Source organism: Psychrobacillus sp. MER TA 171 (assembly GCF_023713305.1).
GTDB lineage: Bacteria > Bacillota > Bacilli > Bacillales_A > Planococcaceae > Psychrobacillus.
Genome location: NZ_JAMAWN010000016.1, coordinates 31089 through 56995, shown reverse-complemented (window position 1 = coordinate 56995; position 25907 = coordinate 31089). Strand labels below are relative to the sequence as shown.

The window sequence follows — 25907 nt, the reverse complement described above, 5'->3', positions numbered from 1 at the left end:
TCACCGGCTTTATATTTTTTGTCATAAACAAAGGACACTTTCTGATAAAATTAAGTTACCACACCAAATCCAACAGAAAGAAGTGTCCTTATGTTTAAAGATTATAACATGAATCAAGTGGTATTGCCTTTAGATTTAGAAGTAAAATTACAAGAAAACGATATTGCCTTCCATATTCACCATTTAGTTGAAAGCATCCCTGACGAAGCGTTTAAAGTATTTCTTCGAAATACGGGTTGCCCTGCCTATCATCCCCGCATGATGATGAAAATCATCCTTTGTGCTTACTCCCAGTCTGTTTTTTCAGGTCGAAAAATTGAAGGACTCTTATACGATAGTGTCCGGATAATGTGGCTGGCCCAGGGCTATCAACCAAGCTACCGCACAATCAATCGATTTCGTGTGCAGCCAGAGGTGAGCGAATTAATCCGTCAATGTTTCGTACAATTCCGCTGTCAGTTGGTCCAAGAAAAACTCATTGACCAAGAGGCAATCTTTATTGATGGTACAAAGATTGAAGCAAACGCTAACAAGTTCACGTTTGTCTGGAGAAAATCCGTAGAGAAATATAACAAAGGATTGATAGAAAAATCGAACCAGCTATATAACGAACTGCTTGAAAAGGAGATCATCCCTCAAATGGAACGAGAAGAGCACCTGTCACTGGAAGAACTAACTCAAATGGTTCAAAAAGTAGAGGATGTCATCACCGAATATGACCAACAAATAGAAGCGTCGTCAGACGCTTTGGAACGAAAGAGCTTGAGGAGAGAACGAAAATATCCAAAGCAGGTACGTAAAGAGTTGATTGATTATATCTACCGTAAACAGAAATATCAACGGGACTTTGAAATCTTTGGAACCCGGAACAGCTATTTAAAGACTGACCATGATGCAACCTTTATGAGGATGAAAGACGACTACATGAAAAATGGTCAATTGAAGGCTGGTTATAATGTACAAATCGCAACGGAGGGTCAATACACGCTTGCCTATAGTTTGTTTTCTAATCCAACAGACACCAAAACCTTGATCCCCTTCCTGGATGAGATTGAGAAAAATTACTTTAAGCTACCGAAGCATATCGTGGCAGATGCAGGCTATGGAAGCGAACAGAATTATGACGATATACTATCTAATCGTAAACGCGAAGCTCTGATCACCTATAACATGTACATCAAAGAGCAAAAGAAGAAACAGAAACAAAATAAGTTCAATACTGCAAATTGGAAGTACGACGAAGAGAACGATACGTACACCTGCCCGAACCAGAAACAGCTGTCCTTTAAATATCATTCCATACGCGAGGACAAGACAGGATACAAACGGGAGTTTAAGATCTATGAATGTGAGGACTGTTCAGGTTGTCCGTTCCGCTCCTCCTGTACGAAAGCAAAAGAAGGTAATAATAGAAAGTTGATGGTGAACGAAAAGTGGGAGCAACAAAAAGAATATGTGAGCGCGAAGCTTTCAGAGGAAAAGACAGGTTCTATCTATCGTCAAAGAAAAATTGATGTGGAACCAGTTTTTGGATTCTTGAAGGCTAATTTGCGTTTCTCACGATTTTCTGTACGTGGGAAACCGAAGGTTGAAAATGAAATGGGTCTTGCGTTAATGGCCGTGAACTTACGTAAGTTCACGGTAAAAACTAGATAGAAGAATAAAAAATACATAAAAATAAGGAAAAAGAGAAATTGAGTGAGCTCAATTTCTCTTTTCCAATATTAGAAGCTAGTTTTGTCCCAGCCTCTTTTTTATTTCTTAAAAATAATCTAAATGTTTATTTATAAAACATAATATGTAAATAAAATATTAATTTGTACTATACTATTACTTACTGTAAAATATGGGATAATAATGTAAGTTTAATTTGGTTGAATAGATTGTATGAAATATTAAAAAGATTTATTAAGATAATTTTGTAAAAAGATGAAACTAGATTTCATTAAACTATTTCAAATCTACACAAGTCTCTTTCGTGAGAAGGTGGAAAACGAAATGAAAATAAAACATATGCCTAAACAAGATGCTTTTGAAATATCTATTAGTTTCCAGGGGTTTTTTAATCAATTAGAAGATTTACATAAGAGTAATATATTTTTCTCTACTTATAAACAGGGTTCGGCGGTGGATGGGTTTATACCTTTAATGGATTCGATGTATGTTCGAATTAATATTATTCATAAACTGGGAGCAATTGTGAAAATTGAAGATGTTATTAATAAAAAGGGGTTTATTAAAATGAAAGTAGATGCCCCCAAACAGCTGATAGTAATAACAATATTTAGAGAAGCTTTTAATGGGTTATCAGCTGGATATTTTGAGAGTAGGGCTCACATTAGGTCTCCCTTACTAAATGATTTTTATATAGATATATCCTTATCCTCCAGCCAAGAACTAATAATGGAAAGATGGAATAAAAAATCCTCTCCTAATCAGAATGCACTAAAAAAGGATCTTATAGAATGTGATAATAATAGATTCAGTTGGAGTCAAAACACTGATGGTGGACGTAAGAGGAATGAGCTTTTAACAGGGAATGGAAATAATATTAGACATGGTCTGAAGAGAATGCGAAAAAAATAAAGTAGATTTAGTATCAGGATATTTAATTTCATTCTAAAGGGGAAGGCCATGAGCAAATTATCGACGTGGAAGGCTTATGGTGGAGTAATCACATTAATTGGTTCTCGTACACAGGCTCATTCATGGAAGGATGCAGGATATAAGACCGAATCCGTTCAATTAGGGAAACAGGTGGTTTTTATAAAAGAGTGAAATTAAGTTGATTATGTTTTATAGTTAATCCTATAAAGAATAGACTATGAAGTAATGCTGATTAGTTAATAAAGAAATTCAAGTCAGGAGACTTAAAATGGAAAAATCATCTTATTTTTATCAATTTCTTGAACCCATTTCAAAAGAACTTGCATTAGTTGCACGCGAACTTGAACATAGTATTTTCACAAGCCCTCGAACAATGCTCACGCATGCAAGAATATTTGTAGAGAATATCCTGCAACAAGTGATTAGAGAGGAAAAACTGCCTGATGAGCAATGGACGAATTTGAAAGATAGGATTGACTTGTTGAATCAAAATGGTTATTTGACGACAGAAATTAGAGATGCTTTACACTTTGTTCGTCAGACTGGAAATCAAGCTGCTCACGATACTAGAATGTTTCGTTATTCAGAAGCATTATTGTCATGGGAGTCAGTCTATCAAATAGTCAAGTGGTATGTGGAGGTTTATGGACCAGTTGACATCAATGTTCCTCCATACCACGATCCTACTCTAAAAGCACAACAACCATATGAAATAACAGAAATTGAAGAGCGTCTAAAGTCTTTGGAAAACCTACTTATATCATCTATGGAAAAACCTAAGGTAGATTCAGTAATAACACCGGAAGCAGAGGTAGCAGCAACTAAATTAGAATTTGAGCAGCCAGGCTTTACAACAATTCGTACAATTACATATAAGGATCAAAAGCTTGAAATTCCGTATTTTCTGCGTGATGCTTTCTTGTTGCCTCAAAGGTTTGCTATATCAGAGACATTTCTTATTAGGCTTGGAGCAGAGCAGCAAGCTCGAATAATGAGTGAGCTACCAAATAATCTAGAAGGTCTACACCATCATGTTAAGCGATATACGGAAAAGAATAATGAAAACTTGTTTGAAGAGTTAAAAACGTATATTGAGGAAGAGAAAATAAGAAGACAGTTGGTTTTAAATTATCCAGGAGAATTATTCTTCTTTTTTAAAGAGGATTATATAGTTGTTACGGAAGAGCTATCCAAAATACCATTAACTTCTGATGAGTTTTCCGGAATGCCAAATCTTCTGAGGCAGTTAAAGGAAGACCAAATGGGTTGGGTCGGGCAATTACCAAAGGAACTAGTTATTCTAGCAAAATATGAGAATGTTGGTATTGGTACTATTGAGAAATTGTTTGAACAGCTCAAGGAGAAACAAGAACATCATAGTGGGTGAAAAATTTCCTGGTTTAGAATAAATATAATAAATCCAATATACCTATTATCCAATGGGTATGTTGGATTTTTTTGTTACTAGGTGATTCTTTTTTACTTTTTAATATGGTAGAATATTCTTATATAAATTAATAGAATGGATGAGTATTTTGGAGTTTTTATTTTATTTGTTTGATGGGATATTTAAGGCCTTTCAGTCTCTAGAAGTTAGTATGTTTACAGGGATATATTTAACTGTTCAAGTTTTAGTGTTTATGCTTTTAATCGCTGTACATTTATTTACAAAACATAAAGAAAGACAAGCGATGGGTATTGTGAGAAAAGAACTACTTCTATTGAGAGAACAAAATGTTGATGAGATGAATTTAAATATAAAAATTAACTCCATCTTTCAAACCGTTTCTCCTAATTCCAACTATGCAAAGCAATGGAATAGATATTATGATCGAATTACAAAGAAGAAACCAGGAGAAAAAATAAGAACAGAGCCATTTTTTGGTTTAGAGGCCATGTACTCAGCGATTGGTCAACGACATATTTTAGACTTCGGTGGCGGAATACACACTTCATTAGGGGTATTAGGTACTTTTATTGGATTGTCTATGGGTTTATCTGGACTAAATGTTCTTGACTCAGAAGCTTTACGTATAGGTATTGGTGGGTTAATAGGGGGGATGCAGGTAGCATTTTATACTTCTGTTCTTGGAGTAGTTTTGTCGATAATTTGGATATTTGTAGACCGCTTCATATCTAAAGGAATAGAAGCAGAAATTGAGTGGCACTCCAATGAATTAGCTTTACTTTTAAACGCCGATGATGAAGAGATATTTTTGAACAGATTGGAAAAGATTACACAGCAGCAATCGGATCAATTGAAAACAGTTTTAACAGATGCACTGGAACATGTGATGCAGCCTTTTGTACAAACCGTCCAGCAGGGAAACAATACGATTCATTCATCTTTTGGTAAGATGCACGAACAACTGAGAGAACAAGCAGATACATCGAAAGAGCATTTAGCATTGTTGAAAAACCAAAGCTATGATGTTACCGAAAAACTTATTGGAAGTATTACAAATGAGACACAGGAAACTATAGGACAGTTCACTGAAATGATGAATATTTCAAGACAAACACAAACAGATATGCTAAATTCCGTGCAACATGTGGTTGCAAAATTAGAAATAGCTTCTATGAATCAAGAAAAGTTATTTAGTAGAACTGAAAATATAGTTGAATCATTCTCTTCCCTTTCTAAAGGGATTGAATCTACACAAGAATCATATGATCAATCTTTTAGCGACTTAAGTAATCTAGCTTCTACACTAAGAGAAATACAACAATTAAATCTTGATCAAATACCGGTACAACAGGCAATTATGACGCAGAATAGTGAATTCATGAATAAATCGGGTAATTTAGTAAGTAGTTTTGAACAATTCGGAAATGATTTACAACAAATGCAGTCTACATTATTAGATGAATTAGTTGAAAAAGCAACGATAGTCTCCAGTCGTTTTGAAGAATTGTCAAAACAATTATCTAATGCATCCCAACAGTATCTCCTATCCTCTAGAGAGAATAATACTCTCATTGATCTGACAAAAGAATCTATTATTACCATGCAGCCAATCGTTAAAGAAATGAATGAAGCAGCTTCTTCTTTAGATCATTTATCGGCTGAGTTAAGAAATACGCAAGAAATACAAAATGAATTAACTCCTCACTTATCGAAATGGAATGATGAAGTTCTAGATTACTTAAGGGATTTTGTGAGTCTTTCAGAAACAAGCCTGTTAGAGAATACAAAACAGATTCAATATTCAAAAGAACAATGGGAATCAACATCAAGAGATTTTGAGGCAACACGTAGTGAGTTAAGTGGTTCATTGAAAGAATTTACTAGAAATATTGAATCAGGTGTTACAACTACCTTCCAATTGTTTGACAAAGAGCTGGTAACGGTTGTTAATAACTTCAAGAGTATGTCAGAGGCTTATACTGAGAGTCAGGATGAAATGACTGATGCTATGAGGAAATTTATAGATACCTTGAATGAACACAAAGTTGAGGTTTAATAATGCGAAACAGAAGAAGAACAGAAACAAATTATTGGATGTCATATTCAGATTTAATGAGCGCATTATTGATGGTATTTACTCTTCTTCTTGCAGTTGTCATATTAGATTATCGAGATGATCTTTCTGAAAAACAACGGCAAATAGAAGAAGTTACAAACGTAAAGAATGATATCATAGCAGCGTTAACAGACGAATTTAAAGATTCAAATGTAAAAATAGAAGTTGATGAACAAACAGGAGCAATTCGTTTTCCAGGGAGTATTTTGTATGAATTTGGTTCCTACAATATTTCTGAAAGTGGAGAGGAGTTCCTAGAACAATTTGTACCGAAATACTTCGGGATCATCCTTCAGGACCGCTTCAAAGATGAAATCTCCAATATAATCATTGAAGGCCATACTGATAATGAAGGGACTTATTTATATAACTTATCGCTTTCTCAAAACAGGGCATTCTCAGTAGTAGAAACTATCTATGCAGAGGAGTTCCCAAATTTTAAGGAAAAGGACCTTTCTAAAGAGTTTATTACTTCAAATGGTAGGAGCTTTACGGTACCACTTACAAATGAACAAGGTGAGTATGACCCTGAAAAGTCTAGAAGAGTAGAGTTTCTGTTTCGTCTAAAAGAAGATGAGAGGATTCAAGAAATCCAAAAGTTGGTGAGCGAGGATGAGATTTGAATATAGACCTACACACATTAAAGAATGGGTTAGGAAAGAAATTACACAAAAAATCGATACAAATGATTTAGATTCAGATATCATTCAAAATCGATTGGAACGATTACGTGGTGCTATAGGCATAATTAAAGAAAGGCCAGAAAATGAGTTCATAAAATGGGTTAATGATTTAAATACTCGTGATAGCGTATTACTTCCTTTTGTATATAATATGGTGCAAAAAAGATTTCAAAAGGAACAATTAATTGTAAAAATGGCATCTACAGCTCAGTTAAAAAGACAAATGTTTTATAACTTGATCGAGCAATGCTATAGAGGCGGAAATTTTCAACCATTTTGGAGTATAGTGAAGTTATCTTTTCAACATAACAGGACTTCTATAGGAAGAAATTGGTCAGAAGAAAAGGAAGAGGTATGGTCTAAGTTTATTCTAATTGAAAATTCTCATGTCAAACATATATGTGAGGTTATAAATAAGGGAGAAAGACCTTTTACAAATATACTTCAGGATTATTTTATCCTTGAAAGTCATAAAATCTATGAGGATATCATAATAGAGATGTTTTCATCAGGTTCTAAAACATTATTCTACAATGAAGCAGATTTGTTTAAGAAATATCTGCATAAATCCGATTCATTAACAGCCCAGTTACTAGTTTCTGGGTTTATCAAATCCGGAAGTGTATATGGGCTTGAGGATATAAGTGTGCGAATCTTAGAGAAGATGGGGACCTATAAAAAGCAACCTATGTTATGGACAAATGTGGAGAAGGAATTGAAAATTGAATTTCATCAATGGTATTTAAGAAAAAATATTAGAGAGTTCTTTTCAGGGATTAACAAAGAACATGAACGCTTTGTTTATTGGGAAAAGTTTGTTCCTAAGATGCAGGATGCACTTGTAATCGAGAAAGAAAAAACGATTCTATTTTACTTCGATGATGTAGTAGTAATGGAAGTGCTTGACAAAGGTGCCGTATACGTTTATACCGCAAACACTTTTGAAAGAAAATTTGGAACTATAGTGGAGAGATATAGAGATGCACTAGAGAGTAGAGCATTTAAAATGTTTGGCAGACTTGACTTTAACCTCAGACGACCTATGCTGATGGATAAAAAAGAGGTAGTAAGTGGAGGGTGGTTAACTCACACTGGAAATTGGCAAAAAAACTTTAATGATTTTTTACGTATAAGTTTGAATTGGGAGGTTGATCGCGATGCGATTCTTCAAGAAAGCAAAAACGACATTACAATCTAATTATTTTGCATTAGGGAATCGTATTCAGCTTCAAATTCTTAAAAAACAAGGAAAGAATGAAATAACTTTGGAGCTACCCTTGGAGGATGTGGAATTTAGAGAATATTTCCAACTTGAAGGGTTTGAAAGTTATATTGTATATGAAGAGCTATTTGAAAGCGACTTTATCGATTATAAAGAACAAATGACAATCGATACGTTTTATAGCATGCTCGATAATGAAGATCAACGTATCCTCTTAGGCAACTTCGGCTTGCCTACAGAGGTTTTTCCTGTTTCCGGACAAATTGAGATAATAGGCTCTCCTGCACATGAACCCAAATTTGTATTAACTCTAAGGGATATGAGAAACAGAGTTTTAGAACAAATTGCTGAGACTAATTATCCTTTCATTAAGACACAAGATGCTTCCTATATAGTCTCAGAAGAAATTTGGAGGCTTTATGAAGCTATACAACTCGATGAGTTTCAAAGTGGATACGAAAAAACGGCGAAAATTAGAAAGCTTGCAGTTGAAGCAAATATACAGTTAGACGATTTCCTAAAAAGAGAAAACTATCATTATATTGACTCCTATGAAGTACAACCTAGGCTGATTGCTAATGATCTAATGGAGTTACAGTTAGTTGGTCAGACGAAGGGAGAGACGGAACACCTTAACAGTAATTCAATGAAATCATCTATAAGAATAGGAACAAAGCGTGAAAGGTACGAAGCAAGTAAAGCGGTTCGGGAAGATGTTCAAATACTTCAAAAGAAAAAGTATTTAAAAAATGAAGAGATACCTCAGTTTTTTCAAAATCCGCTGTCACTTTTTCCAGACCATGAATTCTTATTTGATTTAGAGAAATTTTCTGAGCGAGTGGTTGGCTTTGTAGAAATTACTAAACCTAGAATGCAAATGGTTAATGGCAAACGCAAATGGTTTGATGACGAATCAGGCAAAGAACTTGATATTAACGAAGAAGAATTACGGAACGAAATTTCTAAATATCCTGATCAGTCATTTATAAATTATAAAAAAGCATGGGTTTATGCTGATAATACCCTAAAGAGAGAGCTTGGGTTACTTGCTAAAGAAGAAAAACAAAAAATTCCTAATATGGTTTTAGATATTATAAAAAATGAGGATAAATTAGAGTTTCAGCTAGAAGCGGATAAGTCAAAAACATATATAGAGCAGCCAGTATCTAATCAATTAAAAGCTAATTTATTTGACCATCAGGTAGAAGGTTATAGCTGGATTTGTTCGCTTTATGATAGTGGGAAGAGTGGGCTATTAGCTGATGATATGGGGTTAGGAAAAACAATTCAAGTTATTACGTTTTTATTGAGACAGTATGAACAAGGAAAACTTTTCCCCACGCTAATCGTTTTACCGATTGCCTTAATCGATAACTGGATAAACGAAATTAGTGAATTTGCTCCAATACTTTCTGACAAAATTTATGTTCATCAAGGATCAGGAAGAATAAGGAATGTATCGTTACTAGAGACAAAACAGTTAATTTTTATTAGCTATGACACACTTAAAATCGATCAATTGATATTTGGACAGATTCGGTTCGAATGCATAATTGCGGATGAGGCTCAAAATGTAAAGTCAAATTCGTCTAACAGGTCGCGAGCAATCCGTGCGATGCAGGGGAATTTTAGATTAGCGATGACAGGAACACCAGTTGAGAATTCCCTAGAGGAGCTGTGGACAATAATGGACTTTGTTCAACCAGGCGCTATGCGGTCTTTAAGCGAGTTTAGAAATTTATTTGTTAAAAATCAAAACTATGACTTATTAATGGAAACACTTTTCCCATTTTACTTAAGAAGAACTAAAGCTGAGGTTTTAAAGGATAAATTACCTGGAAAGCATATTCTAGAACCTAGTTACGTGCAAGCATCATCGATTCAACAAGAATTAGCTGGATCGATGATGAGCGGGGTAAAAGCAGGGAAATCAATGATTTTAAATGTAATTAGTGATTTAAGAATGCTCTATGCTCATCCCGGTGTTTTTGAAGGTGTAGTTCCAGAAATAAACACATATGACTCACCCAAACTAGAACAAGTGTTAAAGCATATAGAAGATATAAAAATAAAGGACGAAAAGGTACTAATATTTACTGAGTTTCGTAAAATTCATTCCATACTAAAAAATGAATTAACCAAAAAGTATGGTATTTCAGTCCCTATAATTAATGGAGATACTAAGCATCGACCTGAAGTTGTAAAATCCTTTAATAATAAACCTGGATTTGGAGTGATGATACTTTCACCAAAAGCTGCAGGAGTAGGATTAACAATAACAAGCGCCAATCATGTTATTCATTACACAAGGTGGTGGAATCCAGCAGTAGAAAACCAAGCAACGGATCGTGCCTACAGGATTGGACAAACAAAAGACGTCTATGTATATCAAATCATCACACAGGATAAAAATAATTTTCCAAATGGCACAGTAGAAGAAATTATGCATCAATTGTTAACGGACAAATCAGAGCTAGCAGAAAACGTCATAATTCCTTTTGATACGAAGTCTTTTCAACAAGAAATTGTGGAGTCGTTCGGGAAATAGTATTTAATACATTCAAGAAATTTGACTTTACTAGTTAGCATAACATTATAAATTTAAATCGCAAAACTATTAGAAATAGGAGGAGTGGGACTGTTGTATAGACTAGATGCTCAAGAGAATAAACTTGTGGAAATTCCTGAAACCAATTTTGCAACTAATGAGATAAGGGAGCGACAGCATATTGAAGAATGGATTAGAAAAAATCCTGAAATTTTAGGAGAGGATTTACTAATTATCGGACATGAGTATGATAAGTTCGAAGTAAATGAGAGATTAGATTTATTAGCTCTTGATCGAGATGGTAATGTTGTTGTAATTGAAGTAAAACGAGATACGTCAGGTAGTAATGTTGATTTCCAAGCACTAAAGTATGCTTCATATTGTGCTAGACTCAGTCAACAAGATTTATTAGACATTTATACAGATTATTTAGCTGTACATCAAGAGGATGTGAATGCAAAAGAAGCATTATTAGAATTTTTAGAGGTGGAAGATGAAGAGGAATTAAATTCCACGTTAAATGGTGTGCAACGAATCATTATAGTGGGAAAAGAATTTGATAAACGTATTCTTTCTGTATGTACTTGGTTATATGAAAATAATATTGATATTAAATGTGTGACGATAAAGCCTTATAAATTTAATGATGAATTAATTATTGATACTAAACAAATTATTCCTCCCTATAAGTTAGAGGACTATTATATTACGAAAAAAGCGGAAAAGCAGAAAAGAACCATTCAAGGAGACAAGAATGTTGTAGAATTTTTACAAGCTGTTCAACAATCCATTACGACTCAAACCAATTATTCAGGTAGATATGGTGGCAGGAGAAATTATTTTAAAGGTCATAGGTTTTTAGGGTTACCTTGGAATTTCGTTTTTGGTTATAAAAAAGATGGAACTGCTACAATTTCGTTGGAATCGCATGAGTTTGAAGGAACAAATGAGATTAAAAGGATAGCAGAAAACTACTACTCACAATTACAACAAACATTAGGATTCCCTATTGAATTTAGTGAAGGTGTAAAAAATAAAGACTGGTTTAGACTAATTGTAAAATTTCAATTAGATACGGATATACCCTTAGAGGAACGTGTTCAAAGTTATATTGAAGTTTTCATTAAATACTTTGAGTTTATTAACAAATTAAAGGGAAGTAATGATTAATAAAACATCTAATTTTATAATAGAAACCCCTTTCAATAACTGAAAGGGGTTTCTAATAGATTATAGTTCAAAATATTTAGGGAGGCAGACACCTATCGTAAAAATATTTAGAGTTACAAAAATACAAATTAGCTTTATTATTTCATCTTACCTTCTGCTTCCTCATCCACTGCGTGGCAACCCACTTCTCACCAGTGATCACTGGTGTACCTCCATATAGAGTTAATTCATTTAAAGATGGATCGTTATAGAAATACTCGAAATACACGGCCATGCCCTTTTTAGGAGTTACGGTAAGATTCAGTTTAGGAAAGAAGTTCGCAGTCTACACTACAATCAACTAACTACTAACGAAATAAATGTTGAGGTGAATGGATAAGAGGACTAAAATTACATTGGTCTTTTTTTAGTTTGAAAGGAGTGAATTTAAGTCATTTGGATCAAGATTTAAGAATTTACTATATTCTTTAAGGTACATAAGTTGAATTGTTCCAATATGTCCATTTCTATTTTTAGCAACCACAACATCAATTAATTCAGAAGAATTTTCTGCAACTTGTTTAATATCGGTATTTTTAGCAACCACAATATCAATTAATTTAGAAAAATTTTCTGCGTCTTGTTTAATATCGGTATTTTTAGACAAGAAAATTACCACATCAGAATCCTCTTCAATCGTCCCGCTATCCCTTAAGTCTGAAAGACGAGGAGTTTTTTGGTTTTGGAAACTTTTTTCTAAGCGGCGAGTGTAATTTCTGGACAAATTCGCCACAAGGACAATGGGGCAGTCTAACTTGCGAGATAGTTTTTTAAGCTGTTTTACTATAAAACTTGTTTGTTCATATCGATTTTGCAAATCATCAGTATCTAATAGGGAAAGATAATCTATTACAATGAGTTGTTGCATATTAGGAGTTTTATCTTTTAATTCATTAACTTTTTGCTCAATATCGCTTACGCAAGTATTGATGTTATCAAAAATAAAGAGATTTGATTGTTGTAATGTTCCTATTGCATGTGTTAGTTTTCTCCATTCATCACTATCAAATCTGTTGCTTTGGATTTTATTTAGGTCTAAGTTGCTCTCTGAAGCAAGCAAACGATTTATGACTTTATTTTTATCGGTAGCGAGTGAGAAATAAGATACACATGTATTTGTCTTTGAGGCTACATTTGCACAAATATTTAATGAGAATGAAGTTTTCCCCATTGATGATAATCCACTAATGATAATTAAGTCCCCATGTTGAAGACCATTAAGTAGTCTATCTAACATGCTAAAACCTGTTGGAATACCAGTTAGGGAGTGACCTCCAAAGTTTGTTTTATCAAACTTCTCTAAGAGAATATTTTGAAGACTATATTTATTCTTCAATTCTTTTATTTCATCCATTTTTATTCCCCCAAATTCTTTTAATGCATTAATGATACCTAACCTAAGAGATGTTGTAAAACGTAGGTTCAGTTAACTATGTATTTTGGAAAATCAATATTTTTATATAACTCGATAATGATGCCAACTGCAGATGAACTAGAAAACTTCAGATTGTTTGAAATAGAGAAGAACAGCCCAGACTTCGTAACATACACACTAAAAGAGGTTATGGAAAGGTACATTGACGACTGCGAAGAACTTAGTGTGACAAAAGTGATGACAGAAGACTTACTCCAATCGATAGATAGAATGTCAGCAGAACATATAAAACTTGTCAGTGACTACGTGGAAGGACTATACAAAGATTTAAAGAGGAAAGAATAAAATAGATATTCTATGAATTTAAAGCGAAGGTTGATGCTTGATAGGAAAATAACCTATCAAGCATAGTCTTTTTTGTATGGAATAACTTTGATAAGACTCAAGCTAGAGGATACAAGCTTTGTCTATTATGGCAATGGTGTATCCAAACGCCTTAAAATAAATAAAGGAGCCGGTTAAACTGCTCCTTTAATATTTGTTTTTCATTGAAACCTTCACTTCTTCAAACAATCTCATCTAACCTTCTGCTTCCTCATCCACTGAGTAGCAACCCACTTCTCACCAGTAATGACTGGTGCGCCCCCATGTAAAGTCAATTCATTTAAAGTTTGATCATTATAGAAGTACTCGAAATAAACGGCCATCCCTTTTTTAGGAGTTACGGTGAAATTCAGCTTAGGGAAAAAGGTTTCTCCACCTTCTTCTACATCATTTAAGTACATGACAAGGGTACTAATTCTATTATTATTTGCTGCTTTGCTTGTTGATGAAAAGAAATCAAAATGAGCTTTATATTCCTGACCAGGGGTATACTGAAGGATTTGAAGGCCTTCTCCGTGTTCAATAGGTATATTCATAACAGCTGAGATTCTTTTTTCGACTCTAGCAACAATCGCGTTTTCATTTTCTTCAATGAACGTACCACTACTTGTTCTCTGCTCATTTACTTCGCGTGTTGCTCCAATTTTGGAACGTTTCATTCGGTCCATCGACAATCTGATCAGCTCATCGCACTCCTCGTGGCTTAACATATTTCCTAATACCACTACTAACGGTTCCTCTAATCTAGCGACTATATCAATCTCTCTATCTGTCATTATTTTATGTCCCATGTGATCAAAAATCGTTTGCTCTTTCTTTTCCGTTATTAACATCACAACACCTCTTCATATATTTATTTTTGTACATATAGAATTAATTTCTTATTTTCTTGTAAGTAGGATAAATATGTCATTTTATTACTTTTAATGGAATTAATTTTATTCAATTTTATCATATAATTTATATGAATCTAAAATTTCAGAATATTTTATTGTGATTATTTTTTAGATAGTTTAATGGTATAGGGGAGGAAATATTCAGTAACCCTCCACTATAACACCAGCAACGAAAACCTGAGTATCCTTATGTTATATTGGTTAAATAACAATGATCGAGGTGTTTGCATGACTCAAGTGATTACAATTGAAAATGCATATGAAGGGAATTTAAAGAATATATCGCTACAAATTCCGAGAAACAAATTGGTTTGTGTAACAGGTGTTTCGGGGTCAGGTAAATCGACGCTCGTAATGGATACTCTCTACAAGGAATGTCAGCGCCAGTATTTAGAGGCAACAGGCTACCAGGGCATTCAAAAGCCAGGGGTAGATCATATATCAAATCTATCGCCAGCTATCCAAATCAATCAGCACCATACAAACAAAAATCCGCGATCCACTGTGGGGACGATGACCAATATTTATACGGATCTACGTGTAATGTTTGAAAAAATTAGCCGTCGTATATGTGAGAGTTGTCATCACGCTTACTATCAGAATGATGGGAAGGAATCGTTCGAAAATATCGATGGCAAATATGTATCGCTTGTCGAATGTCCCAATTGCCAGACGAAAGAGCCGTTACTTACAAGAACGCATTTTTCCTATAATAAGTCGGAGGGTGCTTGTCCAACCTGCTCAGGCATTGGTGAAGAAATTCAAATAAATTGGAACGCCATTATCGATGAAACAGAATCGATTATGGATGGAGCTTTATTATTTTTAGATAAGGGCTATCAAAAATATGTACAAGGTATTTTAAAAAACGCGTTCCAGTTTTATCAATTAGAAGCCGTTTTAACTAGCCCGGTTGCTACATGGTCCCTGCAGCATAAAGCATTGCTTTACAAAGGAGCCGAAGCGGCACAGCTTGATGTGGAAAAGGGTGTTCCTAAAAATGTGACCGATGGACGATTTGAAGGGATTGAACCAATGCTTTGGCGAAAGCTCGCTGATAAAGGAATAGAGGGGGTTCCTGCAGAACAATTTGTGACAACGCTTTGTTCCGCGTGCCATGGGGAACGATTAAATGAAAAAAGTCGTAGCGTTACCGTTTGTGAAAAGCGTCTGCCGGAATTAGTGAGCTATTCGATTGAACAGTTGTCCCAATGGATTCAGGAAGTGTCAAAGCAGCTTTCGGAACAGCAGAAGCGATATGTGGACAACTTTCTTTTAGATATCCAAACCAAAACAGAACGTATTTTAAAAGTGGGTGTCGGCTATTTAACCTTAGACCGTCAAACGAATACCTTATCAGGTGGCGAACAGCAGAAAATAAAGCTCGCTGCTGTATTAGATTCCACTTTAACTGGAGTTATTTATTTGCTAGATGAACCTACAACCGGTCTGCATCCAAAGGACACGCAAGGGATGATCGAGCTATTAAAAAATATGCGAGATTTAGGCAATACAGTTATTGTTATCGAGCATGATCCAGATGTGATGAAAGCTGCAGACTTGATCATCGATATTGGCCCTGGTGCTGGGAAATTCGGCGGTGAGGTTATCGGCATCGGAAGCCTAGAAGAAATGAAGGCTATGGAAAGCTCTGTTACAGGACAATATTTGCAGAAGGATGCGAAAGTAAATGAACATACAAGACAGCCGAATGAATGGTTAGTAATAGAAGATGTGACTAAATATAATTTAAACAATGTGACGGCACAGTTTCCGATGGATTGTTTTACCGCAGTTGTAGGTGCATCGGGATCAGGCAAGTCGACACTCGTATTTGATGTATTGATGGAGCGTGACCTCTCCCAATTCAATCAGGTCATTACAGTCGAGCAATCACCCATTACCAAGATGAAGCGCTCTAACATTGCTACCTATACGGATGCTTTTTCAATCATCCGCACGTTGTTTTCCAAAGTCCCCTTAGCAAAGGAAAAGGGGTTCACAAACAAACACTTCAGCTTTAATACAGCAGGTGGACGATGTGAAAATTGTGAGGGATTAGGTGTCGTACCGAGCAATATGCTATTTTTTGATAATGTAGAACTCGTCTGTCCCGCATGTAATGGTAAGCGATTCAAGGATGAAGTATTAGAGGTAACGCTGTATGATTACTCCATTTCTCAGGTGCTGGACTTATCGATTGAAGAGGCGGGCAAGGTATTTCAAGCGGATAAAAAGCTAACGAAAATATTAGACCTATTACAAGAGGTCGGGCTTGGCTATGTCACATTAGGACAACCATTAACGACTTTATCTGGCGGGGAGGGGCAACGATTAAAGCTGGCAAAAGAACTACTGACCGTAAAAAAAGGAAAGCAGCTATTCTTAATTGATGAGCCAACCACTGGGCTGCACCCAATTGATATCGAGCATTTTTTAGTACTGTTACAGCGCATAGTCAATGCAGGAAATACCGTCATCGTTGTAGAGCACAATGAACAAGTCATAAGGGCTGCGGATTGGATCATTGAAATGGGTCCAGAAGGTGGCGTGAAGGGCGGCAATATTATTGCGACAGGGACGCCAGCACAATTTAAAAAGAATGAAGAATCTATCTTTCGTGCCTTTTTATAATATTTCATAAGATAAAATGGGAGCACACTAGTAAAGGGCTTCCATTTTCAGTGAATTCTGCTGTGCAAAGGTGCAGTCTAACTCCTTAATCGAAATGCATGATAGACGTCACCCTCTCCCCTTTATTAGCCGTAACACAGATAACAAAGCAGTACGGCTTTATTAGTGAAGAAATACATTCATGGATAATCCATGAAGTTGAGGGAATATAAAGAGGAAGATATTTCATTTCTACTTTAACGTGATAATTTAATTTGTTGAAGAGTACATGTATCCAATAATAGTAAAAAGAAAAGAACAACAGCTGTCATTCTTTTCTTAGAGTTAAATAATTAACTTTTTAATATCTTGTAATTTCAATTATTAATGTACAATTTAAGATATTTTAAATGTGTCTTTGTTAATCCTTCTAAATTATTCAAATTTTTTAAGTGGTCTGAGTGGTTATGTGCAGGTTTTAGTAGTTCTTTTCTTTTAGAGACATATGTATTTGAAATGAAAAAATTATTAGTTACAATAATTCCATCAATATTTAAAATATACTCTATGATTTTAAAAAGTTTTTCTATGTTTCTGGTTATGAGCTTAAATGAATCACTGTGAAATATTGGGAACTCTTGATATGATAATTCTTTTAGTATATTTAATAGAGTTTCGCTAAAAGATGGATCTATGCCACTCTGTATATCTGAATTTTCCCTTTGATTGATGAGGATGTTATTTTTCATATTAGAAAAGTCAATAATGTTACTTTTCACTTCATTTTCTAATAATACTTTTGGAAAGCTGATTCCTTTATTAGTCCAAGTTCCGATATGTCTTAATGCTGTTGCAGTCCTAGGATACTCGTTTAATAAATTCATATAAAAATTGTTTTCTTTTGATAAATCACTTAAGAGAGAATTCAAATCTATATTTTTAAAAAAATGAATAGATTTTATAGTTAATTCTTTCACAGATATATCGGTAAGTGGTGATTTTTTAAAGCCATATATCATTGCACCTTCATTGGTACTTACTAAATTTTCAAATTCACTGTTTCTAATTGCAACTACAACCATTGCTTTAATTTCTACAGAAGCATCGAAAGGTTCAAAATAAGTAGCTTCTTCCAAACCAATCGTTAAAATGGCTCGTCTATTCTCTATGTCCTCCCAGATATTTAGAATTGAGTAAAGTTGATTTTTTATATCTAGACTTACTTTCTGAGATACTTCCTCTGGTATATTATACGATTCAAAAAAAACTTTCAAAACAAGCGCTTCATACTTATCTACAATGTCCATTTTTAACAAATCCTTTCCATGTGCTCAGTTAATAATTATAGTGTTTAAAATAAAATAATTATATTTGTATTTTTTGGAAGGTATTCGCGTTTTCGTTAATATATCTCTTTCCTATTAATATGCATCCACCAAGTATACAAACATACATTGACTTCTCCATCGGCAGAATGTAACATATAAATTACAAATGACAGATATATATTACATTCAATTCGGAGGCATTTATGGTTAATCGTATGAAAATTGCTCGGATGGAAAAGGGCTTAACGCAATCTGAGCTAGCAAATAAAATTGGGGTAACTCGTCAAACAGTGGGGTTAATTGAAAAAGGGGATTATAATCCGACGTTACAATTATGTATTGCGATTGCGAAAGAGCTGGATCAAACATTAAATGATTTATTTTGGGAGGAATAGATATGCACATATTACAATGGCTTTCGACTGATGAATATAAACAAAAGGTGATTTCCAAGATATTAGTAGAGGGGGCAATCCTTCAATTTATCCTTTCATTTGTTATGATTGCTGTCTATCTATATACAGACATGGAGCCTCTATTTTTACTGCTGATCCCTTTTGTATTTTTTCTATTTTATTCTTTAGCTAGGTACATATTTTCAGGCATTGAATTTGCAAATGTCTTTACAGCAGATGAGGTAAGGGCTGCTAAAAAGCGGAATCTATTAAGCTCCATAGCCTTTTGTGTAGGGATGAGTCTTCTCTCTATTTTAATGGGAAGATCGATGCTCGATAGTGTGATGGTTCCCCTCATTGCTGGGATACTATGGTTCGTGATGAATTCTATCTCTCTTAGAAAGTCTGTTCAAAAGAATGCCGACTTATAAACGTAAATCACACTCCTGTTTCCATTGAGATAGGGGTTTTTTTATTTGTAAAAATTGACAAAGTTGAGCGCTGATAGAATAATAGATGGCATGATACCATCTGCTTTAGGTTGGTTTAGGGGGAAAAACTCTTTCACCGTACCAAAATTTAAAGGACTGATTTTAAATGATGATGCGCAAATATGCTTTCTATCTCGTCTTCGTTTGTTTTGTTGCTTTTTATATTCATCAGCCGTTATTTGGATTAATCCCTAATGCAGTTGCAGGCTATATTCAGGATAAGAAGGAAGAAGAGAGAATAGCTGAATTTTTAAAGGACTATCAAAAGGTGGATGTAGCGCATGTGACCATCCATTATGTCGATGCAGACGAGGGTTTATTGCCCACTGCGAAGCTAGCGCTAGAGGAAGGTATTGAGCGTAATGAACAGGTTCTGGGACCATTAGATAAGTCTGTAGATCTGATTATTTTCCCGAATAGGGAGGATAGGTTCGAATTGTTTGGATTGAGCCATTTCTTCCAAAATAATGGGATTCCTGAGTACGATTCGATTGCTATATTTCCTGAGGATCGGAGGGCGATTTTCAGTGAGATGGAGCCGTCTGATTTACTATACAAGAATGTGATACATGACTATACCCAATATAGATTAGTTCAAAGACTGTCTGAGCTTAGGCTAGACTCTACCTATATTCCAACCTGGTTCTTTGTAGGGCTAGGGGAGTATATGAGCTATGATGGGGAGGTATCTCCTCGTTTAGAGGTAGAGGCAGTCCCGTTAAGCTCTCTTAGCGCTAAAATAGCTGGTATTGGAGATGAAGAAAACACGAAGCGCAACGGTTATCTCCAAGCTCATTTGACAATCAGATACGTAGTAGAGGAGTACGGTACTGGCATTATAGATAACATACTGAGGGACGCTGAAAAGGAGAAAAATTTTGGCAAGGCGTTTCTTCATCATACTGGAATCGGACTAACAAGTGTTCCAGAAATCTATTAAATGATAACCACCTATTCAAAGCAGACCATTGCAAGCATGGAGGCGTCTTTGAACGGGTGTTTTTTTGTACAAACATACGGTTAAAAATTCATCCTCTCGGCTACCCTAAACGTATTAAACGAAGGTGAAGGTGATCAACTTGGATGACATGGAAAAATCAAATTTTCCTACCCTGATGACGGAGCTCTCGGAAAAGTTTAAGCCTTCAAGTGATATCATTTCTAAGCCTTTGCAAATCGAAGGGAATATAGTATTTCTATTCTATTTGAAGTCAGTTGTAGATAGTGCAGTCCTACACAGTCTAGTCATTAAGCCCTTTTTTGAGATGAAATCAAATAAGAGCTTTACGTCTTATATTGACTCATTGCCTGAGCTAGTAGACATGAAAGCTGGAGAAGAGCTGCAGGTGGAGCTGACGAAGGGTGTTGTTTTGCTCTCGATAGAGGGGCAGTATTTTCTTCTCGATATAAAGCTAGTCAATTCAGATTCGGTACAGCAAATCATCATGGAGCCAACTGTACATGGCCCGCAGCTTGCTTTAAGTGAGAATCTCGATACGAATTTGAACATTATCAGACAACGATATCATGAGCCAACGTTAAAATTTGAAATGCTCAAGCTGCCTGGAAAGACTCATCAGGAGGTAGCCATTATTTATGATGAGAAGACAGTGAAGAAGTCTGTGCTTAAAAATATTCAGGAGAAGTTAAATCAATTAGATGTCCCCCTTATCCAGTCTGCTGGAGATTTGCAGCTCCATCTCAATGGTTCCAAGATTTCTCTATTTCCCACATTGATCTTAACCGAAAGACCGGACCGAATATCGTATAATCTTGCAACTGGTAAAGTGGTCTTAATGGTAAATGGTAGCCCCCATGCGCTAATAGCGCCAATCGTCTTTTTTGATTTCATGCTTTCCATGGAGGATAGCTATCACACATTTTGGATTACCACGTTTACATTGGTGCTTCGTTATTTTGGATTGGTCATTTGTCTTATATTGCCCGCGCTGTATGTGGCGGTGACGTCTTATACACCAGATGTTCTTCGGACGGAGCTAGCACTTACTGTGGCTGGAAGCAGGCTAGGAGTTCCTTATCCATCGTTTATCGAGGTTATTTTCATGCTATTGTTCATGGAGTTTCTTATCGAGGCCAGTATGCGCCTTCCAAAGGCCATTAGTGCGACAGCGACGACAGTTGGAGGGCTTATTTTAGGGACTGCAGCTACAGAAGCAGCTTTAACCTCTAATATTATGATTATTATCGTGTCAGCCGTGGCTATTACCAGCTTTGTTATTCCGATTAGTGAAATGAGCTTCGCGATTCGTATTTGTCGATACCTCCTCATCATCTATACAACGCTCTTTGGCACATTAGGCCTCATACTAGGGTCCTTAGGACTTATTATGTTCCTTGCTAACAAAAGAAGCTTTGGAGAGCCTTACTTAAAAATGTATTGGAAAGGCGAGAAAACGGAAATAGAGGTGCCAAGTAAAAAATGAATAGGTACTTATACTACTTCATCATTGTCACCATGGTCACGAATATCATTGCCTCTGTACCAAGGATATTAATGAGTGAAGGTAAAAATGGGGCTATCCTGTCCATGGTAATCGCCATTTTTGCTGGTACATTTCTTACCATAATAGTAATTAACCTGTTTCGTTATTTTCCAAAGATGAGCTATCCCGAAATATTGAAAAATAGTATGTCGAAATGGTTTTACTATCCCCTACTCATTTACTTTGCTTTTTCCTGGTATCTTGCTGGTCTGATAACACTTGTAACGTATGTACAGCTGTTTAATACCTTTATATCCTACGAGACGTCGATAACCATTACTGCGCTTGCTTTCATCCTAATCATCTCCTTCGGTGTGTTAATGAAAGAGAAGAGCGTTCTATATACAACAGAAATTGTAGTAGTTATGTTCCTACCCGTGATTTTCTTTTTACTTATGAAAGTATATACCGATCAACGCTTAGATTGGGATTTTGTGAAGGTGGCCGTTACACATATCAATAATCTCCCTAGCTATGATTCCTATTCAGCCGCCACTTATATATTTATAGGGGTTGTCAATATTACGATCTTTAATAAATTTATGAAGATTACTAAGAAGGCAGGTTTAAGGGAGGCAATTATCCTTATTATAATTGGGGCATTCACGTTATTTACAACCTATTTCCTACCTATTGGCTTTAATGGGTTTGAACAAATCGATAATCTTACGTTTCCGTGGGTTACTACGAGTGATGCCGTACGGTTAAAATTTGGAATCATTGAACGATTGATCTTCATCTTTGTCATTATTTTTTTAGGGGTGGCTTTCATCAGCTTATTGATTCACTGGCATGTTTCCTTAAAACTTTTTGAAAGCATCATTCATGTGAAACGTTTGAAGTGGAAGGAAAGAAACCTGACGTCTTATGTTATTGTATTGATTTTTGCGATTGTTGGACTAGTCACAACGAGACAGATTAGTGAATACCAGCTCGTTAAATTTTCTATTTTCTTTTATAATATCCTTCCGATATTCTTTATTATTCTTATCAGCAGCCTGCTCATAGCTAAACGGAGGTTAAAGTCAAATGGACAAGATTAAAGGTTTAGTAATCCTTCTGGTTGTTTGTAGCTTTTTAGCAGGCTGTGGTTTTAAGGATATTGATAATCGAATATTCGTTACGGGTATTGGTATCGATCCTTCCGAAGAAGATAGCGATAAATACAAAGTGACCTTGAAGCTAGCCATTCCCGTCTCTTCGATTAAACAAGAAAAGGAGCCGAGCTATCAATATTTGGTCCATGAAGGAGAGAATTTAGAAGACGCCATACGGATTCTAGAGACTCATACAGATAAGGTGCTGGAATTCGGCCATGCTAAAGTCATTCTTATTAATGAAAAGCTTTTAAAGGAAGAGATAAAGGATTTTATGGATTATTTGTTTAGGAGAGGGGACATCCAGACCATTGCTTGGGTAGGTGCCACAAAGGATTCGGCAGAGGAGATACTTCGAACGGAACCCAAGGGAGAATCAGCTGTTGCCTCCCCGCTAACTAAATTTTTTGGCAATATGGGAACTGAAAGTCCGTATATCGTTTCCAAATATTTGTACGAATTTAGAAGAGACTTTTACGGTGAAGGAATAGATGTAGTGCTCCCTATTATCGAATCAAACGAGCCGGGGACTCAGCTCATTGTTAATAAGTCACTCATCGTGCGGGAAGGAAAGGAGCCCTTTGAGCTATCCTCCAGCCAAACGAGAAATTTCAACGCACTTGCCAATAATATGGGTGGTTATAGTTTTAAGATAGAAACAGAAGAATTAAATCTGTCGCTCAATATGAGAGAGGTAAAGATGAAGTACAAAGTTTTAAAGGAAGGTGACCAGCCGACGTCTATTAAAGTTGATGTGACGATGGCAGGTGTCATCAGTCAGTCAAATAAAAGACTCTATTTAGATAAGCTAGATAACTACAACCAACTTGCTTCTATCGAGATTAAAAAAGAATTGGAGAAGCTTTTTACTATGCTACAGGAAGATAAGCTGGATCCCTTTGGATTTGGACTCCGGTATCGAACGATGCAGTTATATGAAAAGGATATATTTAAAACATGGGAGAAGGCTTACCCGGAGCTGCCGATTGATTTGACCGTTAATATTTCACTAAAAAATACAGGAACTATTCAATGAATATGACGTGTGATTTATATCATAGAAAGAAACGTACAATAAGTATATAGTTGAATTAGAACTAATGTATTAAATCGGGTATTTTCTTTACGTAAGGGATAATACCAATACTGTATTGTCATAATGTTTATAGCTTCTGATTTTCAAGAGGGCTATAAATTCGTAAAGATTTACTTAAAATATGATTTACAGGAGGATTTTATCATGGGACGTTTAACAGATAAAGTAGCTATTATTACAGGTGGAGCACGTGGAATGGGTGAATCACACGTACGTACGTTTGTTAGAGAAGGTGCGAAGGTTGTTTTCACTGACTTAAACGAAGAAGGCGGACAAGCTTTAGCAAAAGAATTAGGAGAAAACGTATTGTTCGTCAAGCAAGACGTAACTAAGGCAGCAGACTGGACAACTGTAATCGAAGAAACAGAAAAAGCATTTGGTCCAGCTAACATTTTAGTTAACAATGCAGGTATTAGCCTGTCCACTCCTCTAATGGAAATGACAGAAGCGGATTACCGTAAAATCGTAGACATCAACCAAGTATCCGTATTCCTTGGAACAAAGGCAGTTGTTCCTTCTATGGAAAAAGCTGGTGGTGGCTCAATCGTGAACATCTCTTCCATGAACGGATTAGTTGGCGGAGCAGTTGGATACACAGACACTAAATTCGCAGTACGTGGTATGACGAAAGCTGCAGCTCTACAATTAGCTCACCTTGGCATTCGCGTGAACTCAGTGCATCCAGGCGTCATCGAAACACCAATGGTTAGCCAAGGAGATGCAGTGGAGCTTATTAAAGAGTTCGCTAAGCACATTCCACTTAAACGCGTAGCCCAATCAGAAGAGGTTTCTAATCTAGTCCTTTTCCTAGCATCTGACGAATCAAGCTACTCAACAGGATCTGAATTCGTCATCGATGGCGGATTAACTGCACAATAATAAATGATAAAGAGAACTCTCCAGTAGCCTACTGGGGAGTTTTTTTCTGCTTGTGCATACGCTAGGGGGCATATCATTCGGGTGACCGACCGATTATTAGGCTTGACCAACCGATTATCTGGCTCGACCGACCGATTATGGGGAAGAACCGACCGATTATTTAGGATAACCGACCGATTATCGCCTAAAACCGACCGATTCAATGATTTAGAAGTACAACCTCAAACTAACTCTTTCATTAATAAAGCCAAACCCTTCTTCACAACCAGTTTGTTCACATTTCGGACAAAAAGTATTGACAAAAATGTGAACGAGGTGAATAATAATAGTTAAGAGGGGTGTATTTCAAATGGAATCATACGTAAAAATGTTACACGCTACAAAAGTTGTAGGTGCAGCCTTGTTAACTATAGGAATTGCTGTCTTTTTATATGGAACATTCGTAAGTGAATATAGCACGATAATGGGCGTTGGTATCGGAATCGTCATGGGAGCAGTTTTCACATTTATCATCGGCATGATATTGGTTGCTTCAGAGGAAATGATCTCCAAACAATTGAAAAAAGAGAGTATCTAAACAAGAGATGCTCGTAAAAGGTATTTAGAGGATTCACTCTAGATGCCTTTTTTTCATGAGCAAAGTGGAGCTTGGATATTTATTGCTAGGCTTTATTTATGTCATCAGCACTTATATCTTTGTCTTACCTATGGTCCTTTCCCACACTTAAAATTTACAAATAAAAAAAGAGCGCCTAATAGACGCTCTTTCCTTTATTACATATCCCACACCATAACGAGGAGTGTACCTAAAATCGTGAATAGTGCGAGTAGCAAGCCATAATACACATTAACGTAAATGGATTTTTTGTCTTCCGTTTCACCGGCATGCATGAATACGACAAGCTGTAAGCCGGCCTGTGTAAACGCAGTTAGTAGTAAGACAGTCATTCCAACTCCGAACGACATATCCATGAAGTACACCAACAGTGCTACTGCTGTAAGCACTAATGAAAACGCAAAGCCCATTACTTGTTTAAGAGGGAATAATTCTTTCAT

23 protein-coding genes and 1 pseudogene are annotated in these 25907 nt (G+C 35.8%); 19 read left to right on the top strand and 5 right to left on the bottom strand.

Translation table 11 applies throughout. From position 1 onward, the window contains the following. Positions 1-90 precede the first annotated feature (90 nt). The 9 genes from M3627_RS14535 to M3627_RS14495 all read left to right on the top strand — a co-directional run bounded on the left by M3627_RS14535 (position 91) and on the right by M3627_RS14495 (position 11754). Entirely contained in the window at positions 91-1656 is a 1566-nt protein-coding gene (locus tag M3627_RS14535) for an IS1182 family transposase (protein WP_251556270.1), read from the top strand. Between the two features lie 342 nt (positions 1657-1998). Beyond that, positions 1999-2586, top strand: coding sequence for a hypothetical protein (locus tag M3627_RS14530; protein WP_251556268.1), 588 nt, complete (start codon positions 1999-2001; stop codon positions 2584-2586). Positions 2587-2634: 48 nt separating this feature from the next. Next, positions 2635-2778 (top strand): hypothetical protein, encoded by a 144-nt coding sequence (locus M3627_RS14525; RefSeq protein ID WP_251556266.1) that lies wholly within the window; start codon positions 2635-2637, stop codon positions 2776-2778. 97 nt (positions 2779-2875) lie between these two features. Beyond that, positions 2876-3994 (top strand): DUF4145 domain-containing protein, encoded by a 1119-nt coding sequence (locus M3627_RS14520; protein ID WP_251556264.1) that lies wholly within the window; start codon positions 2876-2878, stop codon positions 3992-3994. Between the two features lie 148 nt (positions 3995-4142). Beyond that, positions 4143-6071 carry a MotA/TolQ/ExbB proton channel family protein gene (locus M3627_RS14515; RefSeq protein WP_251556262.1) on the top strand — a complete coding sequence of 643 codons (1929 nt, stop codon included), beginning with the start codon at positions 4143-4145 and terminating at the stop codon, positions 6069-6071. 2 nt (positions 6072-6073) lie between these two features. After that, the gene (locus M3627_RS14510) at positions 6074-6754 is read left to right on the top strand and encodes an OmpA/MotB family protein (protein ID WP_251556259.1); all 681 of its coding nucleotides are present in this window, start codon (positions 6074-6076) and stop codon (positions 6752-6754) included. Continuing rightward, entirely contained in the window at positions 6744-8012 is a 1269-nt protein-coding gene (locus M3627_RS14505; protein ID WP_251556258.1) for a hypothetical protein, read from the top strand. The genes M3627_RS14510 and M3627_RS14505 overlap by 11 nt, the downstream gene beginning before the upstream one ends. Continuing rightward, positions 7972-10584 (top strand): DEAD/DEAH box helicase, encoded by a 2613-nt coding sequence (locus tag M3627_RS14500; protein WP_251556257.1) that lies wholly within the window; start codon positions 7972-7974, stop codon positions 10582-10584. The genes M3627_RS14505 and M3627_RS14500 overlap by 41 nt, the downstream gene beginning before the upstream one ends. Before the next feature lie 93 nt (positions 10585-10677). Further along, positions 10678-11754: a PDDEXK family nuclease gene (locus tag M3627_RS14495; protein ID WP_251556256.1), complete on the top strand. Its 1077-nt coding sequence runs from the start codon at positions 10678-10680 to the stop codon at positions 11752-11754. Positions 11755-11896: 142 nt separating this feature from the next. Here M3627_RS14495 and M3627_RS14490 read toward each other — a convergent pair. Beyond that, positions 11897-12070, bottom strand: a pseudogene (locus M3627_RS14490) (2OG-Fe(II) oxygenase); the annotation flags it as partial. A gap of 90 nt (positions 12071-12160) precedes the next feature. Next, complete coding sequence (locus tag M3627_RS14485; RefSeq protein ID WP_251556255.1) at positions 12161-13147, bottom strand: DnaB-like helicase C-terminal domain-containing protein; 987 nt, start codon at positions 13145-13147, stop codon at positions 12161-12163. A 117-nt stretch (positions 13148-13264) separates the two neighbouring features. Between M3627_RS14485 and M3627_RS14480 the strand changes: the two genes are divergently transcribed. Then, a complete protein-coding gene (locus M3627_RS14480) occupies positions 13265-13513 on the top strand; it encodes a hypothetical protein (RefSeq protein ID WP_251556254.1) in 249 nt (82 codons plus the stop codon). Between the two features lie 230 nt (positions 13514-13743). Here M3627_RS14480 and M3627_RS14475 read toward each other — a convergent pair whose 3' ends face one another. Further along, entirely contained in the window at positions 13744-14385 is a 642-nt protein-coding gene (locus M3627_RS14475; RefSeq protein WP_251556252.1) for a 2OG-Fe(II) oxygenase, read from the bottom strand. Positions 14386-14676: 291 nt separating this feature from the next. Between M3627_RS14475 and M3627_RS14470 the strand changes: the two genes are divergently transcribed. Beyond that, a complete protein-coding gene (locus M3627_RS14470; RefSeq protein ID WP_251556250.1) occupies positions 14677-17082 on the top strand; it encodes an ATP-binding cassette domain-containing protein in 2406 nt (801 codons plus the stop codon). A 356-nt stretch (positions 17083-17438) separates the two neighbouring features. On the opposite strand, the gene M3627_RS14465 is transcribed toward M3627_RS14470, so the two are convergent. Then, positions 17439-18368, bottom strand: coding sequence for a hypothetical protein (locus tag M3627_RS14465; RefSeq protein ID WP_251556249.1), 930 nt, complete (start codon positions 18366-18368; stop codon positions 17439-17441). Positions 18369-18592: 224 nt separating this feature from the next. On the opposite strand from M3627_RS14465, the gene M3627_RS14460 reads away from it, so the two are divergent. The 8 genes from M3627_RS14460 (at position 18593) to M3627_RS14425 (ending at position 25428) form a co-directional block, all read left to right on the top strand. Beyond that, positions 18593-18784, top strand: coding sequence for a helix-turn-helix transcriptional regulator (locus M3627_RS14460; protein ID WP_251556248.1), 192 nt, complete (start codon positions 18593-18595; stop codon positions 18782-18784). A 2-nt stretch (positions 18785-18786) separates the two neighbouring features. Continuing rightward, entirely contained in the window at positions 18787-19215 is a 429-nt protein-coding gene (locus M3627_RS14455; RefSeq protein ID WP_251556247.1) for a hypothetical protein, read from the top strand. Positions 19216-19381: 166 nt separating this feature from the next. After that, on the top strand, positions 19382-20215 hold the full coding sequence (locus M3627_RS14450) for a hypothetical protein (protein WP_251556246.1): 834 nt from the start codon (positions 19382-19384) through the stop codon (positions 20213-20215). Positions 20216-20390: 175 nt separating this feature from the next. Then, a complete protein-coding gene (locus M3627_RS14445) occupies positions 20391-21719 on the top strand; it encodes a spore germination protein (RefSeq protein WP_251556245.1) in 1329 nt (442 codons plus the stop codon). Beyond that, positions 21716-22822 carry a GerAB/ArcD/ProY family transporter gene (locus M3627_RS14440; RefSeq protein WP_251556244.1) on the top strand — a complete coding sequence of 369 codons (1107 nt, stop codon included), beginning with the start codon at positions 21716-21718 and terminating at the stop codon, positions 22820-22822. The genes M3627_RS14445 and M3627_RS14440 overlap by 4 nt, the downstream gene beginning before the upstream one ends. Further along, positions 22809-23912: a Ger(x)C family spore germination protein gene (locus M3627_RS14435; RefSeq protein ID WP_251556242.1), complete on the top strand. Its 1104-nt coding sequence runs from the start codon at positions 22809-22811 to the stop codon at positions 23910-23912. Before M3627_RS14440 ends, M3627_RS14435 begins: the two co-directional genes overlap by 14 nt. Positions 23913-24116: 204 nt before the next feature. Next, positions 24117-24851: a glucose 1-dehydrogenase gene (locus tag M3627_RS14430; protein ID WP_251556241.1), complete on the top strand. Its 735-nt coding sequence runs from the start codon at positions 24117-24119 to the stop codon at positions 24849-24851. 349 nt (positions 24852-25200) lie between these two features. Beyond that, positions 25201-25428 (top strand): hypothetical protein, encoded by a 228-nt coding sequence (locus M3627_RS14425; RefSeq protein WP_251556240.1) that lies wholly within the window; start codon positions 25201-25203, stop codon positions 25426-25428. A gap of 197 nt (positions 25429-25625) precedes the next feature. Here the strand turns inward: M3627_RS14425 and qoxD are convergent, their stop codons facing one another. Further along, positions 25626-25907, bottom strand: a complete 282-nt coding sequence (gene qoxD / locus M3627_RS14420; RefSeq protein WP_251556239.1) for a cytochrome aa3 quinol oxidase subunit IV — start codon at positions 25905-25907, stop codon at positions 25626-25628.